We start from the raw sequence: 18,921 nt of genomic DNA on the forward strand, positions 1-18,921 counted from the left end.
ATCGTCCCGGGACCGTCATCGGTCCCGGGACGTTTTTCTTGTGGCGAGTCGGCCCTTCAGAGAAAGCCGATGGTTCGGCGACCCGGCCCGACCGAGGGCTCCGGGTCCGAAGCCAGTGTCCCGCTCAGCAGCTCGTGATAGATGTCACGGAAATCGGTCGTGGTCTTCAGGTCACCGTCGGCCAGGTCGGTCAGGCTCGGCTCGTCGCCGTAGAAGCCGCCCTTGACCCGGGGGCCCGCGATGAACACCGGCCCCGAGGTGCCGTGGTCGGTGCCCTGGGAGGCATTGGCCTCGACGCGCCTGCCGAACTCCGAGTACACCATCACGACCACATTGCGGCCGCGTGCGCTGCGCCTCATCTGCGTGAGGAAGGGTGCGAGCGCCGCGTCGAGGGCCGCCAGCAGGTGTTGATGGGCATCGCGCTCGTCGGCGTGGGTGTCGAACCCACCCAGGGTCACCATGTACACCTGGGTCGGCACCCCGGCATGCACACACGTGGCGACCAGGTCGAGATCCTCGGCCAGCTGCTTGCCCGGATCGTCCGAGGCGTCCGGCAGTGGGCTGTTGGTGAAGCTGCTGAACGCCGAATCGGTTGTGGCGCAGTCCCGGTAGTTCGCCCGCACGGCAGCCATTGAGGGGGTGTCGCCGGAGTCCGCGGCGCTCAAGGCGCTCAGGGTGGCGGCGACGTCGTCGGGGATCTGCGGAATCTTCACGGAAAGGCCTGTGGCGACGTGCTTCTCGCCGATGGCCAGCGGTGGTAGCACCGATCCGATGTTGACCGCCCGCAGCGGGTCGTCGCCTCCCGCGTCGAGCCAGCGCCCGATCCAGCCCGTCGGGAGGGGTTCGTCGGGCGACGCGGTCTGCCAGATGTCCATGGAGCGGAAGTGGCTGCGATCCTGCTTCGGGTACCCGACACCGCGGACGATGGCGAGCTCGTTGTTGTCCCAGATGCCCTTGAGCCCGGACAGTGCAGGGTTCAGGCTGAGGTGCCCGTCCAGGTCGAGCGTCTGGTGCGGAGCGAAGGAAAGGTCGCGGCGCGCGTCGTGATAGGCGTTGTCGTTGACCGGGATCACGGTGTTGATCCCGTCATTGCCGCCGTAGAGCGTGACGATCACCAGCACGCCGCCGTCCTTGGCGAGGGGGCGCTGCTGCCCGTGGTCGAGCAGGTGCGGCAGGGTGACGGCCGTCCCGGTGATCAGGCCGGCGGCGCCGACGCTGGCGATCAGGAACTTGCGGCGATTGAGCTCGGGCATCGGTTATCTCGCTAGGACGTCAGGTATTCGGGGGTGTTGACAGCTGCCGCGACGAGCCGAACCGGGTCGTCGCGCAGCGATTGGAGGGCTGCGGCCGTGCTGTCGGACCAGGCGCCGATGCCCAGCAGATAGCCCGCGGCATCGATGCGGTCGGCCGACGCGACATCGGCGACGACCGAGACGTCGCCCATCGGGACGAACTTGTCGGCGGCCCACACCCGGGCGGCGGTGCTCGTGCTCGACAGCCACACCTGACCCCGTGGCCAGCCGCCGACGTCGTAGGGAAAGAACGGACGCTGGCCCATCACGGTCAGCACCACGTTGGTGCCCGCGACGGCATCTGGGCTGTCCAGTGGCACGGCGAGGGCGCGCAGCATCCCGACGAGCCACTCGATCGGTTGGGTGACCATGCTGCCGGCGGCGGCACCGAATGCCGGATCGAGGAAGACGGCTTTGGTGAGTGCCTTCAGATTTCGGTTCGGACCGTACGCGGTCGCCAGGCGGGCCAGGACGTCCGGCGCGGCAGGAGTATCGGAGGCCAGCAGGCGCCAGAGCTTGCCCGCGACGAACTCCGGTGAGCCCGGCTGGCTGAGCACGATGTCGCAGAAGGCGGCGTCGTCGTGGTCCCCGGTGACACCGAACACCGTTTTCGCTGCGGTGTCGTGGTTTTCCGGTGCGACGAGGGTCTGCGCGCCGGGGATGACGTAGCGTCCGGTGAGTGCGCGGGCACCTTCCTTCACGTCGGCCTCGGTGTAGCCGTTGTTGTGGCCCAACGTGAACAGTTCCATGAACTCGCGCGACAGGTTCTCGTTCGGGGCGGCCTTGGTGTTGCGTACGGCGTCCAGCCACAGCGCCATCGCCGCATCGGTCAGCATCGCGTAGGCCAGGTCACGGAAATCGCCGAGCTTGAGCGCGCGCAGTTTCTGGTTCTGCGCTGCCATCAGTTCGGCGGCGATCACTTTTTCGGCCGAGGTGGCGAAGTGGTTGTGCCAGACCAGCGTCAACTTCTCGTGCAGGGGCTGCTGTACGGCGGTCATCCGCCGCGTCCACCACGCGCCCAGTTCCAGCATCTGCGCGTTCATCTCCTTGATGAACGCCGTCCGGACCGGTTCGGGGGCGGAGTCGGGCGGGATGGGTGGGGTGACGGGTGCGGGTATGGGCGTCGCCAGTGTTCCCGGATCAGTGCCGGGGTCCATGCCGAGCGCCGCGTCGAGATACGCCGACCAGTCCTGCCCGACCACCGCGTCGATCTGAGGGCCGGACGCACCGAAACCGGCCCGCCGCAGCATGCGTGCGGTGGCCAGCCACTGCGGTGACTGCGAAGCCGTGGTACCTCCTCGGCCGAACGCGGCGACCTTGTCTCAAGGAATAACAAAGCCAATCACAGGTTTGCTGCGTCCGCGCAGGAACGGACCCGGTTCACAGCTCCTGCGAAGGTTGGCGTTTGCCAAGTCAAGAAGACCTCAGAGCCGGCGCGTCAACGCCTCGGAGGCTGCCAGCAGATCGGCCGCCCATCGCGCTCCCGGCCGGCGACCCATCCGATCGATCGGTCCCGACACCGACACCGCGGCGATCACGGTGCCGCGGCCGTCACGGACCGGCGCTGACACGCTGGCGACGCCGGGCTCGCGTTCGGCCGCGCTCTGCGCCCAGCCGCGCTTGCGGACCTCGGCAAGCGTCCGCTCGGTGAACTTCGCCGACGGCAGCACCGCCTGCTGGGTGGCCGTATCACTGAACGCCAGCAGCACTTTGGCGCCGGAACCGGCGGTCATCGGCAAGTGGGTGCCGATCGGCACCGTGTCGCGCAGTCCGGCGGGCGGTTCCAGCGCGGCCACGCACACCCGTGCGGTGCCCTCCCGTCGATACAGTTGCACGCTCTCCCCGGTGATCTCGCGCAGGCGGGGCAGGATCGCCGCCCCCGCGGCCACCAGCGGATCGTTGACATGCCCCGCGAGTTCGGTCAGTGCGGGGCCCAGGCGCCACCGACCTTCGGGGTCACGGGCCAACAGGCGGTGCACTTCGAGGCCCGCGGCCAGGCGGTGCGCGGTGGCGCGCGGCAGTCCGGTCCGTTCACACAGTTCGGCCAGCCCGCAGGGCGATTCGGCCACGGTATGCAGCACGCCCACCGCTTTGTCGAGGACGCCGATACCGCTATCCTGTCTCATAGGGAGATACTAGCGTTCCGTATCGTGAGATAGCCAGCCCGTCACGGCAGGACGCCCCAACACGAATAGAGACAGCCATGGAGCAGACCAGCAAGACGGCACACACGCCGAAGACCCTGGCCGAAAAGGTCTGGGACGACCACGTTGTGGTGCGCGGCGCAGGCGAGGGTTCTGCCAGGGAGCCCGACCTCATCTACATCGATCTCCATCTGGTGCACGAAGTCACCAGCCCGCAGGCGTTCGACGGTCTGCGGCTGGCCGGGCGCCCGGTGCGCCGGCCCGACCTGACGATCGCCACCGAGGACCACAACGTGCCGACCGTCGACATCGACAAGCCGATCGCCGACCCGGTGTCGCGCACCCAGGTCGAGACCCTGCGCCGCAACTGCGCGGAATTCGGTGTCCGCCTCTACCCGATGGGCGATGCCGAGCAGGGCATCGTGCACATCATCGGCCCGCAGCTGGGACTGACGCAGCCGGGCATGACGGTGGTGTGCGGTGACAGCCACACCTCGACCCACGGCGCGTTCGGCTCCATCGCGATGGGCATCGGCACCTCGGAGGTCGAGCATGTGCTGGCCACCCAGGCGCTCTCGCTCAAACCGTTCAAGACCATGGCGGTCAACGTCGACGGCGTGCTGCCCCCCGGCGTCAGCGCCAAGGACATCATCCTTGCGGTCATCGCCAAGATCGGCACCGGCGGCGGCCAGGGCCATGTCATCGAATATCGGGGTAGCGCCATCGAATCGCTGTCGATGGAGGGCCGGATGACGGTCTGCAATATGAGCATCGAGGCGGGCGCGCGGGCCGGCATGGTGGCGCCCGACGAGACCACCTACGAATTCTTGAAGGGCCGTCCGCACGCCCCGACCGGCGCCGACTGGGATGCCGCCCTGGCGGCCTGGAGCCGGTTACGCACTGACGACGGCGCGGAATTCGACACCGAGGTGCACATCGACGCCGCCTCGCTCAGCCCGTTCGTCACCTGGGGCACCAACCCCGGGCAGGGCGTCCCGCTGTCGGCCGCCGTGCCGGATCCGGAACTGATGGGCGGTGACGACGAGCGTCAGGCAGCGGAAAAGGCATTGGAGTACATGGACCTTCGGGCGGGTACCCCGATGCGTGAGGTGGCCGTGGACACCGTGTTCGTCGGGTCCTGCACCAACGGGCGCATCGAAGATCTGCGGGTGGTCGCGGAAATCCTGGATGGCCGCAAGGTCGCCGACGGGGTCCGGATGCTGGTCGTCCCGGGATCCATGCGGGTTCGCGCACAAGCCGAATCCGAAGGCCTGGGGGACATCTTCACCGCCGCCGGCGCCGATTGGCGCCAGGCCGGCTGCTCGATGTGTCTGGGAATGAATCCCGATCAGCTCGCACCGGGGGAGCGTTGCGCCTCCACGTCCAACCGAAATTTCGAAGGGCGCCAGGGCAAGGGTGGGCGCACCCATCTGGTGTCCCCGGCCGTCGCGGCCGCCACCGCCGTGCGCGGCACGTTGTCCTCACCCGCCGATCTGCCTGCCGCGCAGAGCCGCTAGAAGGGAATTCGTCATGCAAGCTTTCACCACCCACACCGGAATCGGTGTCCCGCTGCGGCGGTCCAATGTGGACACCGACCAGATCATTCCGGCGGTCTACTTGAAGCGGGTCACCCGAACGGGTTTCGAGGACGGCCTTTTCGCCGCCTGGCGCACCGATCCGTCCTTCATCCTCAATCTGGCGCCTTTCGACAAGGGTTCGGTTCTGGTGGCCGGCCCCGATTTCGGCACCGGCTCGTCGCGCGAACATGCCGTCTGGGCGCTGATGGATTTCGGGTTCCGGGTCGTGATCTCGCCCCGATTCGCGGATATCTTCCGCGGCAACGCGGGCAAGGCGGGCCTTTTGGCGGCCGAAGTCACACACGATGATGTCGAACTCCTGTGGAAGCTCATCGAGCAGAACCCCGGGCTGGAAATCACTGTGAATCTTCAAGATCGGAATATCACCGCAGGAACGGTCATGCTGCCGTTCACGATTGACGACTACACGGCCTGGCGACTCCTGGAAGGACTCGACGATATAGGCCTTACGCTGCGCAAACAGGATGAGATCGCGGACTTCGAGCGGAGCAGGCCGAGCTTCAAGCCGACCACTCTGCCGGGCTGAAATCGGTCCCGCCGAAGGCCCAAATGCCGCCCGGCAACCCCATTCTCAGACGCCCGTACCACTGTCCAAGTGGGGCAACCGAATCCAAAAAAGTTTCTCAGCAATGCCTGAAACTGCGCGTGGCTCTTGGAAATCTGCAGCATGTGGGTTTACCGTGTCCACTAGTCGGTCCAAAGTGGACCACTGACTTCGGAGGGTTTGCATGAACAAAGCAGAGCTCATCGACGCACTCACAGCCAAGTTGGACACCGATCGTCGACAGGCTACTGCGGCGGTCGAGAACATCGTCGACACGATTGTGCGGGCTGTGCACAAGGGTGAGAGCGTCACCATCACCGGCTTCGGTGTTTTCGAGCAGCGCCGGCGCGCCGCGCGCGTTGCGCGTAACCCGCGCACCGGCGAGACCGTCAAGGTCAAGCCGACCTCGGTGCCGGCGTTCCGCCCGGGCGCTCAGTTCAAGGCGGTTGTCGCTGGCGCGCAAAAGCTCCCGGCCGACGGTCCTGCCGTGAAGCGTGGCGTGGCTGCGGCCCCGGCCAAGCGGGCTGCGGTCAAGAAGGCCGTCGCTGCGAAGAAGGCTCCGGCCAAGAAGGCTGCTCCGGTCAAGAAGGCCGTCGCGGTCAAGGCTGTCGTCGCCAAGAAGGCTCCGGCCAAGAAGGCTGCTCCGGTCAAGAAGGCCGTCGCCGCCAAGAAGGCTCCGGCCACCAAGGCTCCGGCCAAGAAGGCCGCTCCGGTCAAGAAGGCCGTCGCCGCCAAGAAGGCTCCGGCCACCAAGGCTCCGGCCAAGAAGGCCGCTCCCGCCAAGAAGGTCGTCGCCAAGGCTCCCGCCAAGAAGGCTCCGGCCAAGAAGGCTGCTCCGGTCAAGCGCGGCCGTAAGTAACGAGAACCTCTCAACGCGAAACGCCGTGGATCTTCGTGATCCACGGCGTTTTCGTGTCTGGGTGTCCAGCCTGAGATGTCAGTCGTCGTTGGCGAGCGGGCTGCCGATATGGTCGGCGGCCACCAGGCGTTCGCCCACCAGCGACAGGACCCAGGTGCTGCCCTTGCGGTTGCGCGACTTGTCCGGCTTCACGCCGTCGCGTTCGGACCACCACGCGATCAGATCCGGAATCACCTTGCCCTGAGTGCAGATCACCGGGGTGCCGCCGGCGGCCGCCGCCTCCTTGGCGATCTCCAGCACGCGGGCGCGGCCGGTGCTCCGGTGGTCGCTGTAGGCCTCTTCGGTGAGCGCCGGTTCGCCGTCGACCGCCACGCCGAGCTCCTCGGCCAAGGGTCCGAGCGTCTGGTGGCACCGGGTCCGCGGCGCGGCGAAGAGCCGATCACCACCGAAGGCGAGTAACTGCCCGACCAGCGATTCAGCCTGGGCGCGACCATGCTTGTCCAGCGGGCGTTTCCGGTCATCACCCTTGTACCGGGACTTCCGGCCCGCCCGCCCGTGCCGGACGATCAGGACGGTGCTGGTGTCCGCCGGCACTTTGGTGAAGCGCCGCAGCACCTTCCGGTCGAACGGGTACTGCAGGCGTTCCAGCGCCGCGGCGGGCGGCAGCCAGAGCAGTTGGTCGACCTCGTCATTGGGGATGAACTCCCCGTCGATCGTGCGCGCCGCCCAGTACCGCACCTGTTTGGTGTCCTCGCCCACCGGGTAACTGATCGACGCGAGACGCCGGCCGAGTTGGCATGCGTACCCGGTCTCTTCGAGGATCTCCCGTACCGTGGTGACCGGTTCCGTCTCGCCGGGATCGACCTTGCCCTTGGGCAGTGACCAGTCGTCGTAACGGGGGCGGTGCACGACGGCCACCTCCACCGACGGCCTGCCCTCGGCACCGAAGGCGTTCTCCCGCCACAGCACCGCGCCCGCCGCGTGCACAGTCTTCGGGCGGGTCACCGTGTTCGGCACATCAACTCCTGTAGTTCGCGCAACGGGCGAAGCGACGGGTAGCGGATCCGTCAGGGATGTCGATGACGTTCCATCATCAACGCCTGATGGTCGCGCACGGTCTGGCCTTCGAGGGGCGATGCTGTCCAGTGACCGTCGGCGCGCAGTTCCCAGCACCGGGTGGCGGGATCCATTGCGGACTCGAACATGTCGTCGAGCTGCGCGGTGAGTCGCGGATCCTTGACCTGGGCCATGACTTCGACGCGACGGTCGAGATTACGATGCATCATGTCGGCACTGCCGATCCAGAACTCATTCATGGCGTTGAAGTGAATAATTCGTGAGTGCTCAAGGAATCGGCCCAGAATCGAGCGCACCACGATGTTCTCGGAAAAGCCGGGAACGCCGGGCTTGAGCGCGCAGATCCCGCGCACCACGACCTCGATGCGCACCCCGGCCTGCGAGGCGCGGTAGAGGGCATCGATCACCTGCTCGTCGACCAACGCGTTGGCCTTCAACCGGATCCGGCCCTGCGCGCCGTCCCGGGTGGCGGCCATCTCGGCCTCGATCCGTTCGACGATGCCCCTGCGCACGCCGAACGGTGCCACCAGCAGGTTGCGGTAGGACTCCTTGCGCGAGTAGCCCGTCAGCGAGTTGAACAGGTCCGTCAGGTCGGCGCCGACCTCGGGCGAGGCGGTGAGCAAGCCGACATCTTCATACAGGCGGGCGGTTTTCGGGTTGTAGTTGCCGGTGCCGATGTGGCAATACCGCCGTATCGTCGAGCCTTCGCGCCGCACCACCAGTGCCGTCTTGCAGTGGGTCTTGAGCCCGATCAGGCCGTACACCACGTGCACTCCGGCCTGTTCCAGTTTCCTGGCCCACTTGATGTTGGCCTGTTCGTCGAAGCGCGCCTTGATCTCCACCAGCGCCACGACCTGCTTACCGGCTTCGGCGGCGTCGACCAGCGCGTTGACGATCGGCGAATCACCGGAGGTGCGGTACAGCGTCTGCTTGATGGCGAGCACATTCGGATCCGCGGCTGCCTGTTCGATGAATCGCTGCACAGTGGTGGAGAACGAGTCATAGGGATGGTGCACCAGCACGTCGCCATCGCGCAGTGTCGAGAAGATGCTCTTCGGTGTTTCGCGCTCACCGAAAGCCGCTGGGGTCGCGGGCACGAACGGCCGGTCCTTCAGGTCGGGCCGGTCCACGCCGTAGATCTGCCACAGGGATGACAGGTCCAGCAGTCCCGACACCTGGATGACGTCGCCCGGGTGCACATCGAGTTCGCGCAACAGCAGCTCGAGCATGTTCTCGGTCATGTCGTCGGCGACCTCGAGACGCACCGGTGAGCCGAACCGGCGCCGGGCCAGCTCGCGCTCCAGGGCCTGCAGCAGGTCCTCGTCGCGGTCCTCGGCGACTTCGAAATCGGCGTTGCGGGTGATCCGGAAGGCGTGGTGCTCCACGATGTCCAAGCCTGGGAACAGCACTGGAAGGAATGCCGCGATGAGAGTTTCCAGCGGCAGGAAGCGGGTCGGCCCGGTGGTGCCGTCGTCGGTCTCCCGGACGGGGAGTTCGACGAAGCGGTCGACGTTGTCGGGCACCTTGATTCGTGCGAAGTGCTGAGTGCCGTCGTCGGGCTGGCGGACGGTGATCGCGAGGTTGAGGCTCAGGCCGCTCACGAACGGGAACGGGTGCGCCGGGTCGACTGCCAGCGGGGTGAGCACCGGGAACACCTGCTCGTGGAAGTAGGTCGACAGCCGCTCACGCTCGTACTCGTCCAGATCGCTCCAGGTGACGATGACGATTCCCTCATCGGCCAGGCCGCGCCGAACCGATTCGAGGAACACCTGGGCGTGCCTGCTGGCCAGCTGCTGGGTGCGCTCACCGATCCGCCGCAACTGCTCGCGCGGGGACAGCCCGTCGGCCGAGCGCACCGACAGTCCCATCTCGTCGCGGCGCTTGAGCCCGGCGACCCGAACCATATAGAACTCATCGAGATTCGAGGAGAAGATGGCGAGGAACTTGGCGCGCTCCAACAGCGGCAGTGAGGTGTCGGCAGCGAGCGCGAGGACGCGCGCGTTGAAGTCCAGCCAGCTGAGCTCGCGGTTGAGGTAGCGATCCTCGGGCAGCGGGTCGACCACCAGATCGGCGGTCGCCGCGGGCGGCGCATCGGGGGTGTTCTCGGGTGACGTCCACTCGGCGTCGGCGGTTCGCGTGTCGGCTTCGGTCATGTACCGATCATTGCGCATCGCCACGGTGCATTCCAGTGCGGACCACTTAACAGTCGGTACCCGTGCACGCCAGATTGCCGATCACCCGACTGGTGGCCGGCCCGACTCCTAGGCTCAGCGCGACCGCGAGGTCATCGGGGGTGTCGATATCGCAGCGCAGGCCCGGCCAGCCGCCGGTGAGCTCGACGGCACCCGAATCCGCGTGGCGGCGTGCGGAATCCGTGCCGAACCGGGGATCCAGGGGTGCGCCGAAGGCGAACAGCGCGGAGGTGCCGGTGCCGTGCCGGTCGCCCACGAAACTGCGCCGGTGCCCCGTCGCGGCGGCGATGGCGGCGGACAGCTCGTCGGGCCGCAGTGCGGGCAGATCGCCCTGAATGATGAGAATATCCGTTGTGGCACTGGCCTTTTCGGCGGCAGCGAGGGCGTTGTTGAGCGGGTCGAGATGACCCTCGGGGGTGGGGTCGGCCAGCGCGTGGGCGCCGAGGTCGACGGCCGCCGCGGCCGCCGCCGGGTCCGGGGTCACCACCGTGATCGAACTCACCGCGGGCACCGAAGCGGCCGCCGCGATGGTGTCGGCCAGCATGGCGAGCACCAGTCGTTGGCGCGCGGAGGCCGACAGCACCGGCGCGAGCCGGGTCTTGGCGGCGTTGAGTCGCTTGACCGCGATCACCAGACCCACCTGTGGTGTCGTCACACTGGCCATCCTGCCAGCAGTTGCGACCGCGCTAGGGTGAGGCGTGGTCGAAGCCGCGGTGATGGGTGCCGGTGCCTGGGGAACAGCACTGGCGAAAGTGCTTGCCGATGCGGGCAACGGTGTGACGCTGTGGACGCGTCGCCCCGAGCTCGCCGATCAGATCAACGCCACCCATCGAAATCCCTTCTACCTCGGGGACACGGTGCTGCCCGGCGGTATCCGGGCCACCTGTGACCCGGCCGAGGCGCTGGACGGTGCCTGCACGGTGCTGCTGGGGGTGCCGTCGCAGACCCTGCGTACCAACCTCGAGCACTGGAAACCTCTGATCGGCGACGATGCCACCCTGGTGAGCCTGGCCAAGGGGATCGAGTTGGACACGCTGATGCGGATGAGTCAGGTCATCTCGCAGGTGACCGGCGCCGACGCGGCCCGGGTGGCCGTGGTGTCGGGCCCGAACCTCGCCAAGGAGGTCGCCGACGAGCAACCGGCGGCCACCGTGGTCGCGTGCACCGACTCGGGCCGGGCGGTGGCACTGCAGCGCGCGTTCTCCACGCCGTACTTCCGGCCCTACACCAACGCCGACGTGGTGGGGGCCGAGATCGGCGGCGCCTGCAAGAACGTCATCGCGCTGGCCTGCGGGATGGCAGCCGGTGTCGGGCTGGGGGAGAACACCTCGGCCGCGATCATCACCCGCGGGCTGGCCGAGATCATGCGGCTGGGAATCGCGTTGGGCGCCAAGGGCGCCACCCTGGCGGGGCTGGCCGGTGTCGGAGACCTGGTGGCCACCTGCACGTCACCGCGGTCGCGCAACCGGACTTTCGGGGAACGCCTCGGGCTGGGCGACTCGATGGAATCTGCGCTGGAGGCCGCCGAGGGACACGTCGCCGAGGGCGTGGCCTCCTGCCGGTCGGTGTTGGCACTCGCATCGAGCTACGACGTGGAGATGCCGCTCACCGACGCCGTACATCAGGTGTGCCACCGTGGGTTGTCCGTCAAGGAAGCCGTCATGCTCCTGCTGGGACGCAGTACCAAACCGGAGTAGCGCAATGATCCACGGTGGTTACGGCGATTCCACACGCAGCGTCAATGTCGTTGGAGCACATGCGGTTCCGGGCGATCCGATAGCTCCCGCACCCGTGCCTGCATCGGCCTATCACCTGGCCCCCGACGAATCCGGGGAGCTGGACACCTATGGTCGCGTCTCCAACCCGACCTGGCGGCATCTGGAATCCGCGCTGGCCGAACTGGAGGGTGCGTCACACGCGCTGACCTACGGCTCCGGGATGGGCGCCATCACCTCGGTGCTGCGCGTCCTGTCCCGCCCCGGGACCACCCTTGTCGTGCCTGCTGACGGTTACTACCAGGTCCGCCGATACGCGGCCGAATATCTTGCCCAGCAAGGGGTTAACGTCGTCGAGGCGACCGCGGCTCAGATGTGCGACGCGGCCGCGACAGCCGATGTGGTGCTGGCCGAGACGCCGGTGAACCCCACCCTGGACGTGGTGGACCTGCACCGGCTGGCGACCATCTGCCGGGCCCGCGGAACCACACTGGTGGTGGACAACACCGCGGCGACTCCGCTGGGGCTGCGGCCGCTGTCCCTGGGGGCCGACCTGGTGGTCGCGAGCGCGACCAAGGCGCTGTCGGGGCACAGCGATCTGCTGGCGGGGTACGTCGCCGGTTGCAACGACGAGCTGATGGACAGGGTGCAGCGCGACCGGCTGCTGTCCGGGCCGGTGCTCGGTGCCCTCGAGGCGTGGTTGGTGTTGCGCAGCCTGGGCACCGCCGGTCTGCGGATCGAGCGGCAATGCCGCAACGCCGCGGCCGTCGCCCTGATGCTGCGCGATCACCCGGCCGTACGGGCGGTGCGCTATCCCGGCCTGCCGGACGATCCGTCGCATCCGATCGCCGCCGAACAGATGACGCGCTTCGGTGGTCTGGTGGCCGTCGAGCTGGCCGACGCCGCCGCAGTGCATGCCCTCGTCGAGCGCAGCTCGCTGCTGGTCGCCGCGACGAGCTTCGGGGGCATCCACACCTGCGTGGACCGGCGCGCCCGCTGGGGCGACCCGGTTCCCGACGGCTTCGCCCGGCTGTCGCTGGGCATCGAGGACACCGACGACATCGTCGCCGACATCGAGCGCTCACTGGACCCGGTGAGGTCCTGAAACCCCCCGCCCCGGCGCCAGCCGGTAACGTCTCCTGTTTGTGAGTGCCCGAATCCGCGTCGCCGTCGTCTACGGCGGACGCAGCTCTGAGCACGCGATCTCGTGTGTTTCCGCCGGCAGTATCCTGCGCAATCTCGATCCCGAACGGTTCGAGGTGGTCGCCGTCGGGATCACCCCGGAGGGGTCGTGGGTGCTCACCGACGGCCGCCCGGAAACCCTGGCCATCACCGACGGCACGCTGCCCGAGGTGACCGGCGCTTCCGGAACCGCGCTGGCCCTGCCCGCGGATCCGCACCGCAGCGGCCAGCTGTTGTCGCTCGGCGAGGCGGCCGGCGACATCCTGGCCACCGTCGACGTCGTCTTCCCGGTCTTGCACGGCCCCTACGGCGAGGACGGCACCATCCAGGGTCTGCTGGAGCTGGCGGGGGTGCCCTACGTCGGCGCCGGCGTGCTGGCCAGCGCGGCCGGGATGGACAAGGAATTCACCAAGAAGCTGCTGGCCGCCGAGGGCTTGCCGATCGGTGACCAGGTGGTGCTGCGCGCCCACCACGGCACGCTCGAACTGGAGGACCGGGAGCGGCTCGGCCTGCCGGTCTTCGTCAAACCGGCCCGCGGCGGATCATCGATCGGGGTCAATCGGGTGACGGCGTGGGATCAGCTGCCCGCCGCCATCGCGCAGGCCCGCTCGCACGACCCCAAGGTCATCGTCGAGGCGGCAATTCCCGGCCGCGAACTGGAATGCGGAGTGCTGGAATTCGCCGACGGCCGGCTGGAGGCCAGCACGGTGGGCGAGATCCGGGTCGCCGGCGTGCGTGGCCGCGAGGACGGGTTCTACGACTTCGCGACGAAGTACCTCGAAGACGCCGCCGAACTGGATGTGCCGGCCAAGGTCGACGACAGCGTCGCCGAGGAGATCAGACAGCTGGCCATCCGCGCGTTCCGCGCCATCGACTGTCAGGGCCTGGCCCGGGTCGACTTCTTCCTCACCGAGCACGGACCGGTGATCAACGAGATCAACACCATGCCCGGGTTCACCACCATCTCGATGTACCCGCGGATGTGGGCGGCCAGCGGGGTCGACTATCCGACGCTGCTGGCGGCCATGGTCGAGACCGCCGTGGCGCGCGGCACCGGTCTGCGTTAACCGCTGCCCAGCGCGGCCTGCGCCGCGTGCACGTTGCCCATCCCGGTCTTGATGTCGCCGACGACGGACTGCACCGCTCCGCTGCCCGCTTCGGCGGTCAAGCCGTCGCACTTGGAGCCGGCCGCGTGGAAGTTGGAGACGGCCTCGCCGAGAGCGTCCGTGGCTTCCTGGGAGGGCGCGGGCAGGGCACTTTCGATCGCGCGTCCCGCACTGCCGACCCGGGTGCACGCGTCCTGAAGGGCCGGGTAGTCCTTGGCCTCGATCGCCGTCTGGAAATCCGCGATGGCGGTGTTCAGCCGTTTGAGGGCGGATTGCGTCTTCGACACCCACGGGTCGTTCGTGCCGACCCGTGATCGGGGGCTCGGGCGGGTGGGGGTATCCGATACGAGGATCACCTCGGCCGAGGCGGCGCGTTGTGCTCCGGCCGGTGACGAGGCGTCGGGCACGGGATGGGCCAGCACGCCGACGGCAGCGACGACGGCGCAGCCCGCGACACCGGCGGCCAGGTGCTTGATTCGCAACGATTGTGAAGGTGACATCGATTCCCTATCGGGTTTGCTGGGGCCAACGTTACGGGATAGCCCGTCGGTGCGGCCGATGAAACTCAGCGGGCGGGCCCGGGCGCGAGTGGGAGGGCCGGCATCACCTGGGCGATGGTCCGGGACATCAATTGGATCGGGCTGGGCCCGGATCCCTGGGGCAGGGTCAGCGCCACGTAGGTACCGCGGTCGACGGCGAACCAGGTGCTGGCGCCGTCACCCTTGACCTCGAACCAGCTCACCTCGTCGACGACCTGCAGCGGCGCCCCGACGACGAAATCGGCGGGCCGGTCCAGCCCGCACCGCAGGATCACCGGCTCGGTGTTGACCGCGGTCTGCTGCCAGGCGGCGGAACCCGCGGGCACGGGCTCGACGGCCACCGCGCGACGGTAGTCACCGAGCTGGTCGGGCAGGCTGGCGAGCAGGGCGGCGCACTGTGGACTGTCCGCGGCAGGGGCCGGTGCGGCGGCGATCGCCACCGGGCGGGGCGCCGGATCGCTCTGCCGGATGGCGGCGAAGGTGAGGAGCACGATGACCGCGGCCAGGGCGACGCCGGCCGCCGCGATGATCAGACCCCGTGGCGGGCCGTCCTGGATATCGGGATCGGGCACCCCGCAATGCTAGGGGGCGACCCCGTCGGCGATCGGGCAGGTCAGGGTCCGGGTGATACCGGTCACCTGCTGGATACCGGCGGCCACCGTGTCATGCAGTTCGCCGAGGCCGGCGGCGCTGATTCGGGCGACCACGTCGTAGGGGCCGGTCACGTACTCGGCCGAGAGCACCCCGGGGAGCCCGGCGAGTTGTTTGGCGACGACCTCGGCGCGGCCCACCTCGGTTTGAATCAGCATGAATGCCTCCACCACCGGGTGTTCCCTCCGCTCCACTACATAGACTCTGCGCCGCAGGGACCAAACGTACCGCAGGTCGCGGGACTGTTCAGGGTGGAGGCGGGTGAGATGACGGACAGTGAACCCACCCTCGCGCAGGTCGGCGAGTTCACCGTCATCGACCGGCTCGTCGCGGGGCGTGCGCAACCACCCGCGGTGGAGCTGGGCCCCGGTGACGACGCGGCGGTCGTGCTGACCGGTGACGGGCGCACCGTCGTGTCGACCGACATGCTGGTGCAGGACCGGCACTTTCGGCTGGACTGGTCGGACCCGTTCGACATCGGTCGCAAGGCGATCGCCCAGAACGCCGCCGACGCCGAGGCGATGGGCGCCACCCCGACCGCGTTCGTGGTGGCTTTCGGTGCCCCCGCGCACACCAGCGCGGACGCCGCGGTGCGGCTCAGTGACGGAATGTGGTCCGAGGCCGCGAAATTCGGGGCCGGCATCGCCGGGGGTGACCTGGTGAGCGCCCCGCTCTGGGTGGTGTCGGTGACGGTGCTCGGCGACCTCGGCGGCCGCGAACCCGTCCGTCGCGACACCGCACGGCCCGGTGACATCGTCGCGGTGGCCGGCGAACTCGGCCGTTCGGCGGCCGGATATGTGTTGTGGCTCAAGGGCATCAGCGGACCCGAGGCCTTGCGCCGACGGCACCTGGTGCCCGAGCCACCGTATGGGCAGGGAGCCGAGGCCGCACGGGCGGGGGCGAGCTCGATGACCGATGTGTCCGACGGGTTGGTGGCCGACCTGGGTCACATCGCCGTGGCCTCTGGAGTGCGTATCGATCTGTCCTCGCCCGCGCTGCGCGCCGACCACGACGCGTTGGCCCCGGTGGCCGCCGCGACCGGCGATGACGCCTGGGACTGGGTGCTGGGCGGCGGTGAGGATCACGCGCTGGTGGCCACCTTCGCCGGGTCCCCGCCGCCGGGTTGGCGCACCATCGGGCGGGTCCTGGACGGGCCCGCCGGTGTGAAGCTGGACGGTGAGTCGTGGCACGGAAGCGCGGGCTGGCAGTCGTTCTGAGCACCGGGCACGCTAGTTTTGGCGCTCGTGACACCACGCCCTCTGACTGACCTGATCGAACCGGGGTGGGCGCGCGCGCTCGAGCCGGTGGCCCCGCAGATCACCCAACTCGGGGAATTCCTGCGCGAGGAACTGGCCGCCGGGCACCGCTACCTGCCGGCCGGCGAGAACGTGTTGCGGGCGTTCACCTTTCCGTTCGAGGCGGTGCGGGTGCTGATCGTCGGCCAGGATCCGTACCCGACTCCGGGCCATGCCGTCGGTCTGAGCTTCTCGGTGGCACCCGACGTCCGGCCGGTGCCGCGCAGCCTGGGCAACATCTTCAACGAGTACAGCACCGACCTCGGGTATCCCGTGCCCGCGACCGGTGATCTCACCCCGTGGTCACAACAGGGCGTGATGCTGCTCAACAGGGTGCTCACGGTGCGGCCGGGCACGCCGGCCTCGCATCGCGGCAAGGGCTGGGAGGCGGTCACCGAACGGGCGATCCGGGCCCTGGTGGCCCGGCCGCAGCCGCTGGTCGCGGTGCTGTGGGGGCGCGACGCCGCCACGCTGAAGCCGATGCTCGCCGAGGGCGATTGCGCCGTCATCGAGTCGGTGCACCCGTCGCCGCTGTCGGCGTCCCGCGGATTCTTCGGCTCCCGGCCGTTCAGCCGGACGAACGAACTACTGAGTGGGATGGGGGCAGAACCGATCGACTGGCGGCTGCCTTAAACCTCCCCTGAGCGCACGCAAATAGGCCGGCGGACAAAAGTCCACCGGCCTATCGACGCAAAGTGTGGCTGGGATCAGCCGCGTGCGACCTTGCCCGCCTTCAGGCAGGAGGTGCACACGTTGAGGCGCTGCTTGTTGCCACCGGGGCGGGCAACGGCACGCACGGTCTGGATGTTCGGATCCCAACGACGGTTGGTCCGACGATGCGAGTGCGACACCGACTTGCCGAAGCCGGGGCCCTTCGCGCAGATATCGCACACGGCAGCCATATCGAGAACTCCTTGTATCAGTACTTGGGGGTCTAGATGCTGCGCCGCCAAAAAGCGTCGCGAGTCGACCCGACAACCTGACCAGGATACCGGCCGGGGCGACGGATCACCAAAACGGTCCACAACCTGTGCAGCAGCGCATCGGATTGTCGGGCGCGATGGCTAGGCTGGCGCGGTCTGCATGTGCGTCTGAGGAGGTGAGGTGGCCGCCATTCCGGTAGTTCGGCTCGACGCATCCGGCCTGCGGGACTGGGCGCACAACGCCGTCGGGCACCTCATCACCCACACCGACGAGATCAACCTTCTCAATGTCTTCCCGGTCGCCGATGCCGACACCGGTACCAACATGTTGTTCACCATGCGCTCGGCGGTGGTGTGGGCCGACGACCGCGCCGACCGGGCGGATGTGGCCGCCTTCGCCGCGGCACTGTCCGACGGCGCCCTGCACGGCGCCCGCGGCAACTCCGGGGTGATCCTCTCGCAGATCCTGCGTGGTCTCGCCGAAGTCACCGCAGGGCGGTCCCTGACCGAGATCGACGGGACAGCGCTGGCCGAGGCGTTGCGTCGGGCCGAAGGCCTGGTGGTGGCCTCGATGGGAGAGGCGATTCCCGGCACCATCGTGTCGGTGCTGCAGGCCGCGGCCGCCGCCGCAGAGGACGCGGCCGCGTCGGGAGCACCCGTGGACGTGGTGGTCGCGTCGGCCGCCGACGCCGGAGCGGTCGCGCTGGAGAAGACCCCCGACCAACTCGATGTGCTGGCCGAGGCCGGCGTGGTGGATGCCGGTGGCCGGGGGCTGCTGGTGCTGCTGGACGCCATGACCGCGACCCTCACCGGTGCCGCGCCGAGTCGGCAGACCTATGAACCGGCCGCCACCGCGCACGCCGACGTCGCCACCGGTGCGGCGACGCCCCAGTTCGAGGTGATGTACCTGCTCAGTGGCAGCAGCCAGAGCCGGGTCGACCGCTTGCGCGGCGCGCTCGACGGGCTGGGGGATTCGGTGGCCATCGCCGCGGCCGCCTCGAGCGGAGCCGCGGGCAGCTATTCGGTGCATGTCCACACCGACGATGCCGGCGGGGCCGTGGAGGCGGGGCTCGCGGCCGGTGCGCTCAGCCGGATCCAGATCACCGCGCTCGCCGGCGCGCGTCCGCACGCACACCGGTCCCGGGACCGCGCCGTGCTCGCGGTCGTCGACGGCGACGGCGCCGCCGGTCTGTTCGCCGGCGAGGGCGCCCGGGTGCTGCGGCCCGATCCCGGGCACCCGGTCAGTGCCCAGCAGTTGCTGCGCGCGCTCGTCGAGGCCGACGCCGCGCAGGTGATGCTGTTACCCAACGGCTTCGTCGCCGCCGAGGAACTGGTCGCCGGTTGCACCGCGGCCACCGGGTGGGGCATCGACGTCGTTCCGGTCCCGGCCGCATCCATGGTGCAGGGCCTGGCGGCACTGGCGGTGCACGACGCCGGCCGTCACACCGTCGACGACGGCTACGCCATGGCACGCGCCGCGGCAGGGGCCCGGCACGGATCGGTGCGGTTGGCCACGGAGTCGGCGCTGACATGGGCGGGTGCATGCAAGCCCGGCGACGGGCTCGGCATCACCGGCGACGAGGTGCTCATCGTGGCGCACGACATCGCCTTGGCCGCAACGGGTTTGGTCGATCTCCTGTTGGCCTCGGGTGGAGAACTGGTGACGGTGCTGATCGGCGCGGGGGTGGACGACACGGTGGGTGAGCAGCTGCGCAGGCACGTGCATGAGCGGCACCTCGGCGCCGAGGTGGTCAGTTACCGCACCGACCACCACGGGGACGCGCTGCTGATCGGGGTGGAATAG

Annotated in this window: 19 protein-coding genes; 9 read left to right on the top strand and 10 right to left on the bottom strand. The window is 68.7% G+C overall.

The window, feature by feature from the left end:
* Positions 1 to 56: 56 nt before the first annotated feature.
* From AC1DY7_RS18850 to AC1DY7_RS18860, 3 genes are all read right to left on the bottom strand, one after another.
* On the bottom strand, positions 57 to 1,253 hold the full coding sequence (locus tag AC1DY7_RS18850) for a DUF1501 domain-containing protein (protein WP_477495218.1): 1,197 nt from the start codon (positions 1,251 to 1,253) through the stop codon (positions 57 to 59).
* Between the two features lie 11 nt (positions 1,254 to 1,264).
* A complete protein-coding gene (locus AC1DY7_RS18855; protein ID WP_477495219.1) occupies positions 1,265 to 2,542 on the bottom strand; it encodes a DUF1800 domain-containing protein in 1,278 nt (425 codons plus the stop codon).
* 174 nt (positions 2,543 to 2,716) lie between these two features.
* The gene (locus tag AC1DY7_RS18860) at positions 2,717 to 3,418 is read right to left on the bottom strand and encodes an IclR family transcriptional regulator (protein ID WP_477495220.1); all 702 of its coding nucleotides are present in this window, start codon (positions 3,416 to 3,418) and stop codon (positions 2,717 to 2,719) included.
* A 77-nt stretch (positions 3,419 to 3,495) separates the two neighbouring features.
* Between AC1DY7_RS18860 and leuC the strand changes: the two genes are divergently transcribed.
* The 3 genes from leuC (at position 3,496) to AC1DY7_RS18875 (ending at position 6,437) form a co-directional block, all read left to right on the top strand.
* Positions 3,496 to 4,953, top strand: a complete 1,458-nt coding sequence (leuC, locus tag AC1DY7_RS18865; protein ID WP_477495221.1) for a 3-isopropylmalate dehydratase large subunit — start codon at positions 3,496 to 3,498, stop codon at positions 4,951 to 4,953.
* Positions 4,954 to 4,966: 13 nt separating this feature from the next.
* Positions 4,967 to 5,560, top strand: a complete 594-nt coding sequence (leuD, locus tag AC1DY7_RS18870) for a 3-isopropylmalate dehydratase small subunit (RefSeq protein ID WP_477495222.1) — start codon at positions 4,967 to 4,969, stop codon at positions 5,558 to 5,560.
* Between the two features lie 202 nt (positions 5,561 to 5,762).
* On the top strand, positions 5,763 to 6,437 hold the full coding sequence (locus AC1DY7_RS18875) for an HU family DNA-binding protein (protein WP_477495223.1): 675 nt from the start codon (positions 5,763 to 5,765) through the stop codon (positions 6,435 to 6,437).
* A 78-nt stretch (positions 6,438 to 6,515) separates the two neighbouring features.
* Here the strand turns inward: AC1DY7_RS18875 and mutT1 are convergent, their stop codons facing one another.
* The 3 genes from mutT1 to cofC are packed head-to-tail and all read right to left on the bottom strand — an operon-like array spanning position 6,516 to position 10,370.
* The gene (gene mutT1 / locus AC1DY7_RS18880) at positions 6,516 to 7,454 is read right to left on the bottom strand and encodes an 8-oxo-(d)GTP phosphatase MutT1 (RefSeq protein ID WP_477495224.1); all 939 of its coding nucleotides are present in this window, start codon (positions 7,452 to 7,454) and stop codon (positions 6,516 to 6,518) included.
* A gap of 50 nt (positions 7,455 to 7,504) precedes the next feature.
* Complete coding sequence (locus tag AC1DY7_RS18885) at positions 7,505 to 9,667, bottom strand: RNA degradosome polyphosphate kinase (RefSeq protein ID WP_477495225.1); 2,163 nt, start codon at positions 9,665 to 9,667, stop codon at positions 7,505 to 7,507.
* A gap of 46 nt (positions 9,668 to 9,713) precedes the next feature.
* Positions 9,714 to 10,370, bottom strand: a complete 657-nt coding sequence (gene cofC / locus AC1DY7_RS18890) for a 2-phospho-L-lactate guanylyltransferase (protein WP_477495226.1) — start codon at positions 10,368 to 10,370, stop codon at positions 9,714 to 9,716.
* 52 nt (positions 10,371 to 10,422) lie between these two features.
* Here cofC and AC1DY7_RS18895 point away from each other — a divergent pair, with 52 nt between their 5' ends.
* The 3 genes from AC1DY7_RS18895 to AC1DY7_RS18905 are packed head-to-tail and all read left to right on the top strand — an operon-like array spanning position 10,423 to position 13,670.
* On the top strand, positions 10,423 to 11,403 hold the full coding sequence (locus AC1DY7_RS18895) for an NAD(P)H-dependent glycerol-3-phosphate dehydrogenase (protein ID WP_477495277.1): 981 nt from the start codon (positions 10,423 to 10,425) through the stop codon (positions 11,401 to 11,403).
* A 7-nt stretch (positions 11,404 to 11,410) separates the two neighbouring features.
* Positions 11,411 to 12,526: a cystathionine gamma-lyase gene (locus tag AC1DY7_RS18900; protein WP_477495278.1), complete on the top strand. Its 1,116-nt coding sequence runs from the start codon at positions 11,411 to 11,413 to the stop codon at positions 12,524 to 12,526.
* 40 nt (positions 12,527 to 12,566) lie between these two features.
* Positions 12,567 to 13,670, top strand: a complete 1,104-nt coding sequence (locus AC1DY7_RS18905) for a D-alanine--D-alanine ligase family protein (RefSeq protein ID WP_477495227.1) — start codon at positions 12,567 to 12,569, stop codon at positions 13,668 to 13,670.
* On the opposite strand, the gene AC1DY7_RS18910 is transcribed toward AC1DY7_RS18905, so the two are convergent.
* The 3 genes from AC1DY7_RS18910 to AC1DY7_RS18920 all read right to left on the bottom strand — a co-directional run bounded on the left by AC1DY7_RS18910 (position 13,667) and on the right by AC1DY7_RS18920 (position 15,072).
* Positions 13,667 to 14,191, bottom strand: a complete 525-nt coding sequence (locus tag AC1DY7_RS18910) for a hypothetical protein (RefSeq protein WP_477495228.1) — start codon at positions 14,189 to 14,191, stop codon at positions 13,667 to 13,669. The two genes, AC1DY7_RS18905 and AC1DY7_RS18910, sit on opposite strands and share 4 nt — an antisense overlap.
* 83 nt (positions 14,192 to 14,274) lie before the next feature.
* Positions 14,275 to 14,820, bottom strand: a complete 546-nt coding sequence (locus tag AC1DY7_RS18915) for a DUF3515 domain-containing protein (protein WP_477495229.1) — start codon at positions 14,818 to 14,820, stop codon at positions 14,275 to 14,277.
* Positions 14,821 to 14,829: 9 nt separating this feature from the next.
* On the bottom strand, positions 14,830 to 15,072 hold the full coding sequence (locus AC1DY7_RS18920; protein ID WP_477495279.1) for an Lrp/AsnC family transcriptional regulator: 243 nt from the start codon (positions 15,070 to 15,072) through the stop codon (positions 14,830 to 14,832).
* A gap of 93 nt (positions 15,073 to 15,165) precedes the next feature.
* On the opposite strand from AC1DY7_RS18920, the gene AC1DY7_RS18925 reads away from it, so the two are divergent.
* Positions 15,166 to 16,116 carry a thiamine-phosphate kinase gene (locus AC1DY7_RS18925; protein WP_477495230.1) on the top strand — a complete coding sequence of 317 codons (951 nt, stop codon included), beginning with the start codon at positions 15,166 to 15,168 and terminating at the stop codon, positions 16,114 to 16,116.
* 27 nt (positions 16,117 to 16,143) lie between these two features.
* Entirely contained in the window at positions 16,144 to 16,827 is a 684-nt protein-coding gene (locus AC1DY7_RS18930; protein WP_477495231.1) for a uracil-DNA glycosylase, read from the top strand.
* Positions 16,828 to 16,901: 74 nt separating this feature from the next.
* On the opposite strand, the gene rpmB is transcribed toward AC1DY7_RS18930, so the two are convergent.
* The gene (rpmB, locus tag AC1DY7_RS18935; RefSeq protein ID WP_090356937.1) at positions 16,902 to 17,096 is read right to left on the bottom strand and encodes a 50S ribosomal protein L28; all 195 of its coding nucleotides are present in this window, start codon (positions 17,094 to 17,096) and stop codon (positions 16,902 to 16,904) included.
* A 211-nt stretch (positions 17,097 to 17,307) separates the two neighbouring features.
* Between rpmB and AC1DY7_RS18940 the strand changes: the two genes are divergently transcribed.
* Positions 17,308 to 18,921: a DAK2 domain-containing protein gene (locus AC1DY7_RS18940; RefSeq protein WP_477495280.1), complete on the top strand. Its 1,614-nt coding sequence runs from the start codon at positions 17,308 to 17,310 to the stop codon at positions 18,919 to 18,921.

The sequence above is a fragment of the Mycobacterium sp. P2_H7 genome (assembly GCF_056403275.1).

Excerpts from the sequence above, each read along its gene's own strand:
- AC1DY7_RS18860 (WP_477495220.1), bottom strand. The coding sequence starts at position 3,418 with ATGAGACAGGATAGCGGTATCGGCGTCCTCGACAAAGCGGTGGGCGTG.
- AC1DY7_RS18875 (WP_477495223.1), top strand. The coding sequence starts at position 5,763 with ATGAACAAAGCAGAGCTCATCGACGCACTCACAGCCAAGTTGGACACC.
- cofC (WP_477495226.1), bottom strand. The coding sequence starts at position 10,370 with ATGGCCAGTGTGACGACACCACAGGTGGGTCTGGTGATCGCGGTCAAG.
- leuC (WP_477495221.1), top strand. The coding sequence starts at position 3,496 with ATGGAGCAGACCAGCAAGACGGCACACACGCCGAAGACCCTGGCCGAA.
- rpmB (WP_090356937.1), bottom strand. The coding sequence starts at position 17,096 with ATGGCTGCCGTGTGCGATATCTGCGCGAAGGGCCCCGGCTTCGGCAAG.
- AC1DY7_RS18855 (WP_477495219.1), bottom strand. The coding sequence starts at position 2,542 with ATGCTGCGGCGGGCCGGTTTCGGTGCGTCCGGCCCTCAGATCGACGCG.
- leuD (WP_477495222.1), top strand. The coding sequence starts at position 4,967 with ATGCAAGCTTTCACCACCCACACCGGAATCGGTGTCCCGCTGCGGCGG.
- AC1DY7_RS18895 (WP_477495277.1), top strand. The coding sequence starts at position 10,423 with ATGGGTGCCGGTGCCTGGGGAACAGCACTGGCGAAAGTGCTTGCCGAT.
- AC1DY7_RS18885 (WP_477495225.1), bottom strand. The coding sequence starts at position 9,667 with ATGACCGAAGCCGACACGCGAACCGCCGACGCCGAGTGGACGTCACCC.
- AC1DY7_RS18925 (WP_477495230.1), top strand. The coding sequence starts at position 15,166 with ATGACGGACAGTGAACCCACCCTCGCGCAGGTCGGCGAGTTCACCGTC.
- AC1DY7_RS18850 (WP_477495218.1), bottom strand. The coding sequence starts at position 1,253 with ATGCCCGAGCTCAATCGCCGCAAGTTCCTGATCGCCAGCGTCGGCGCC.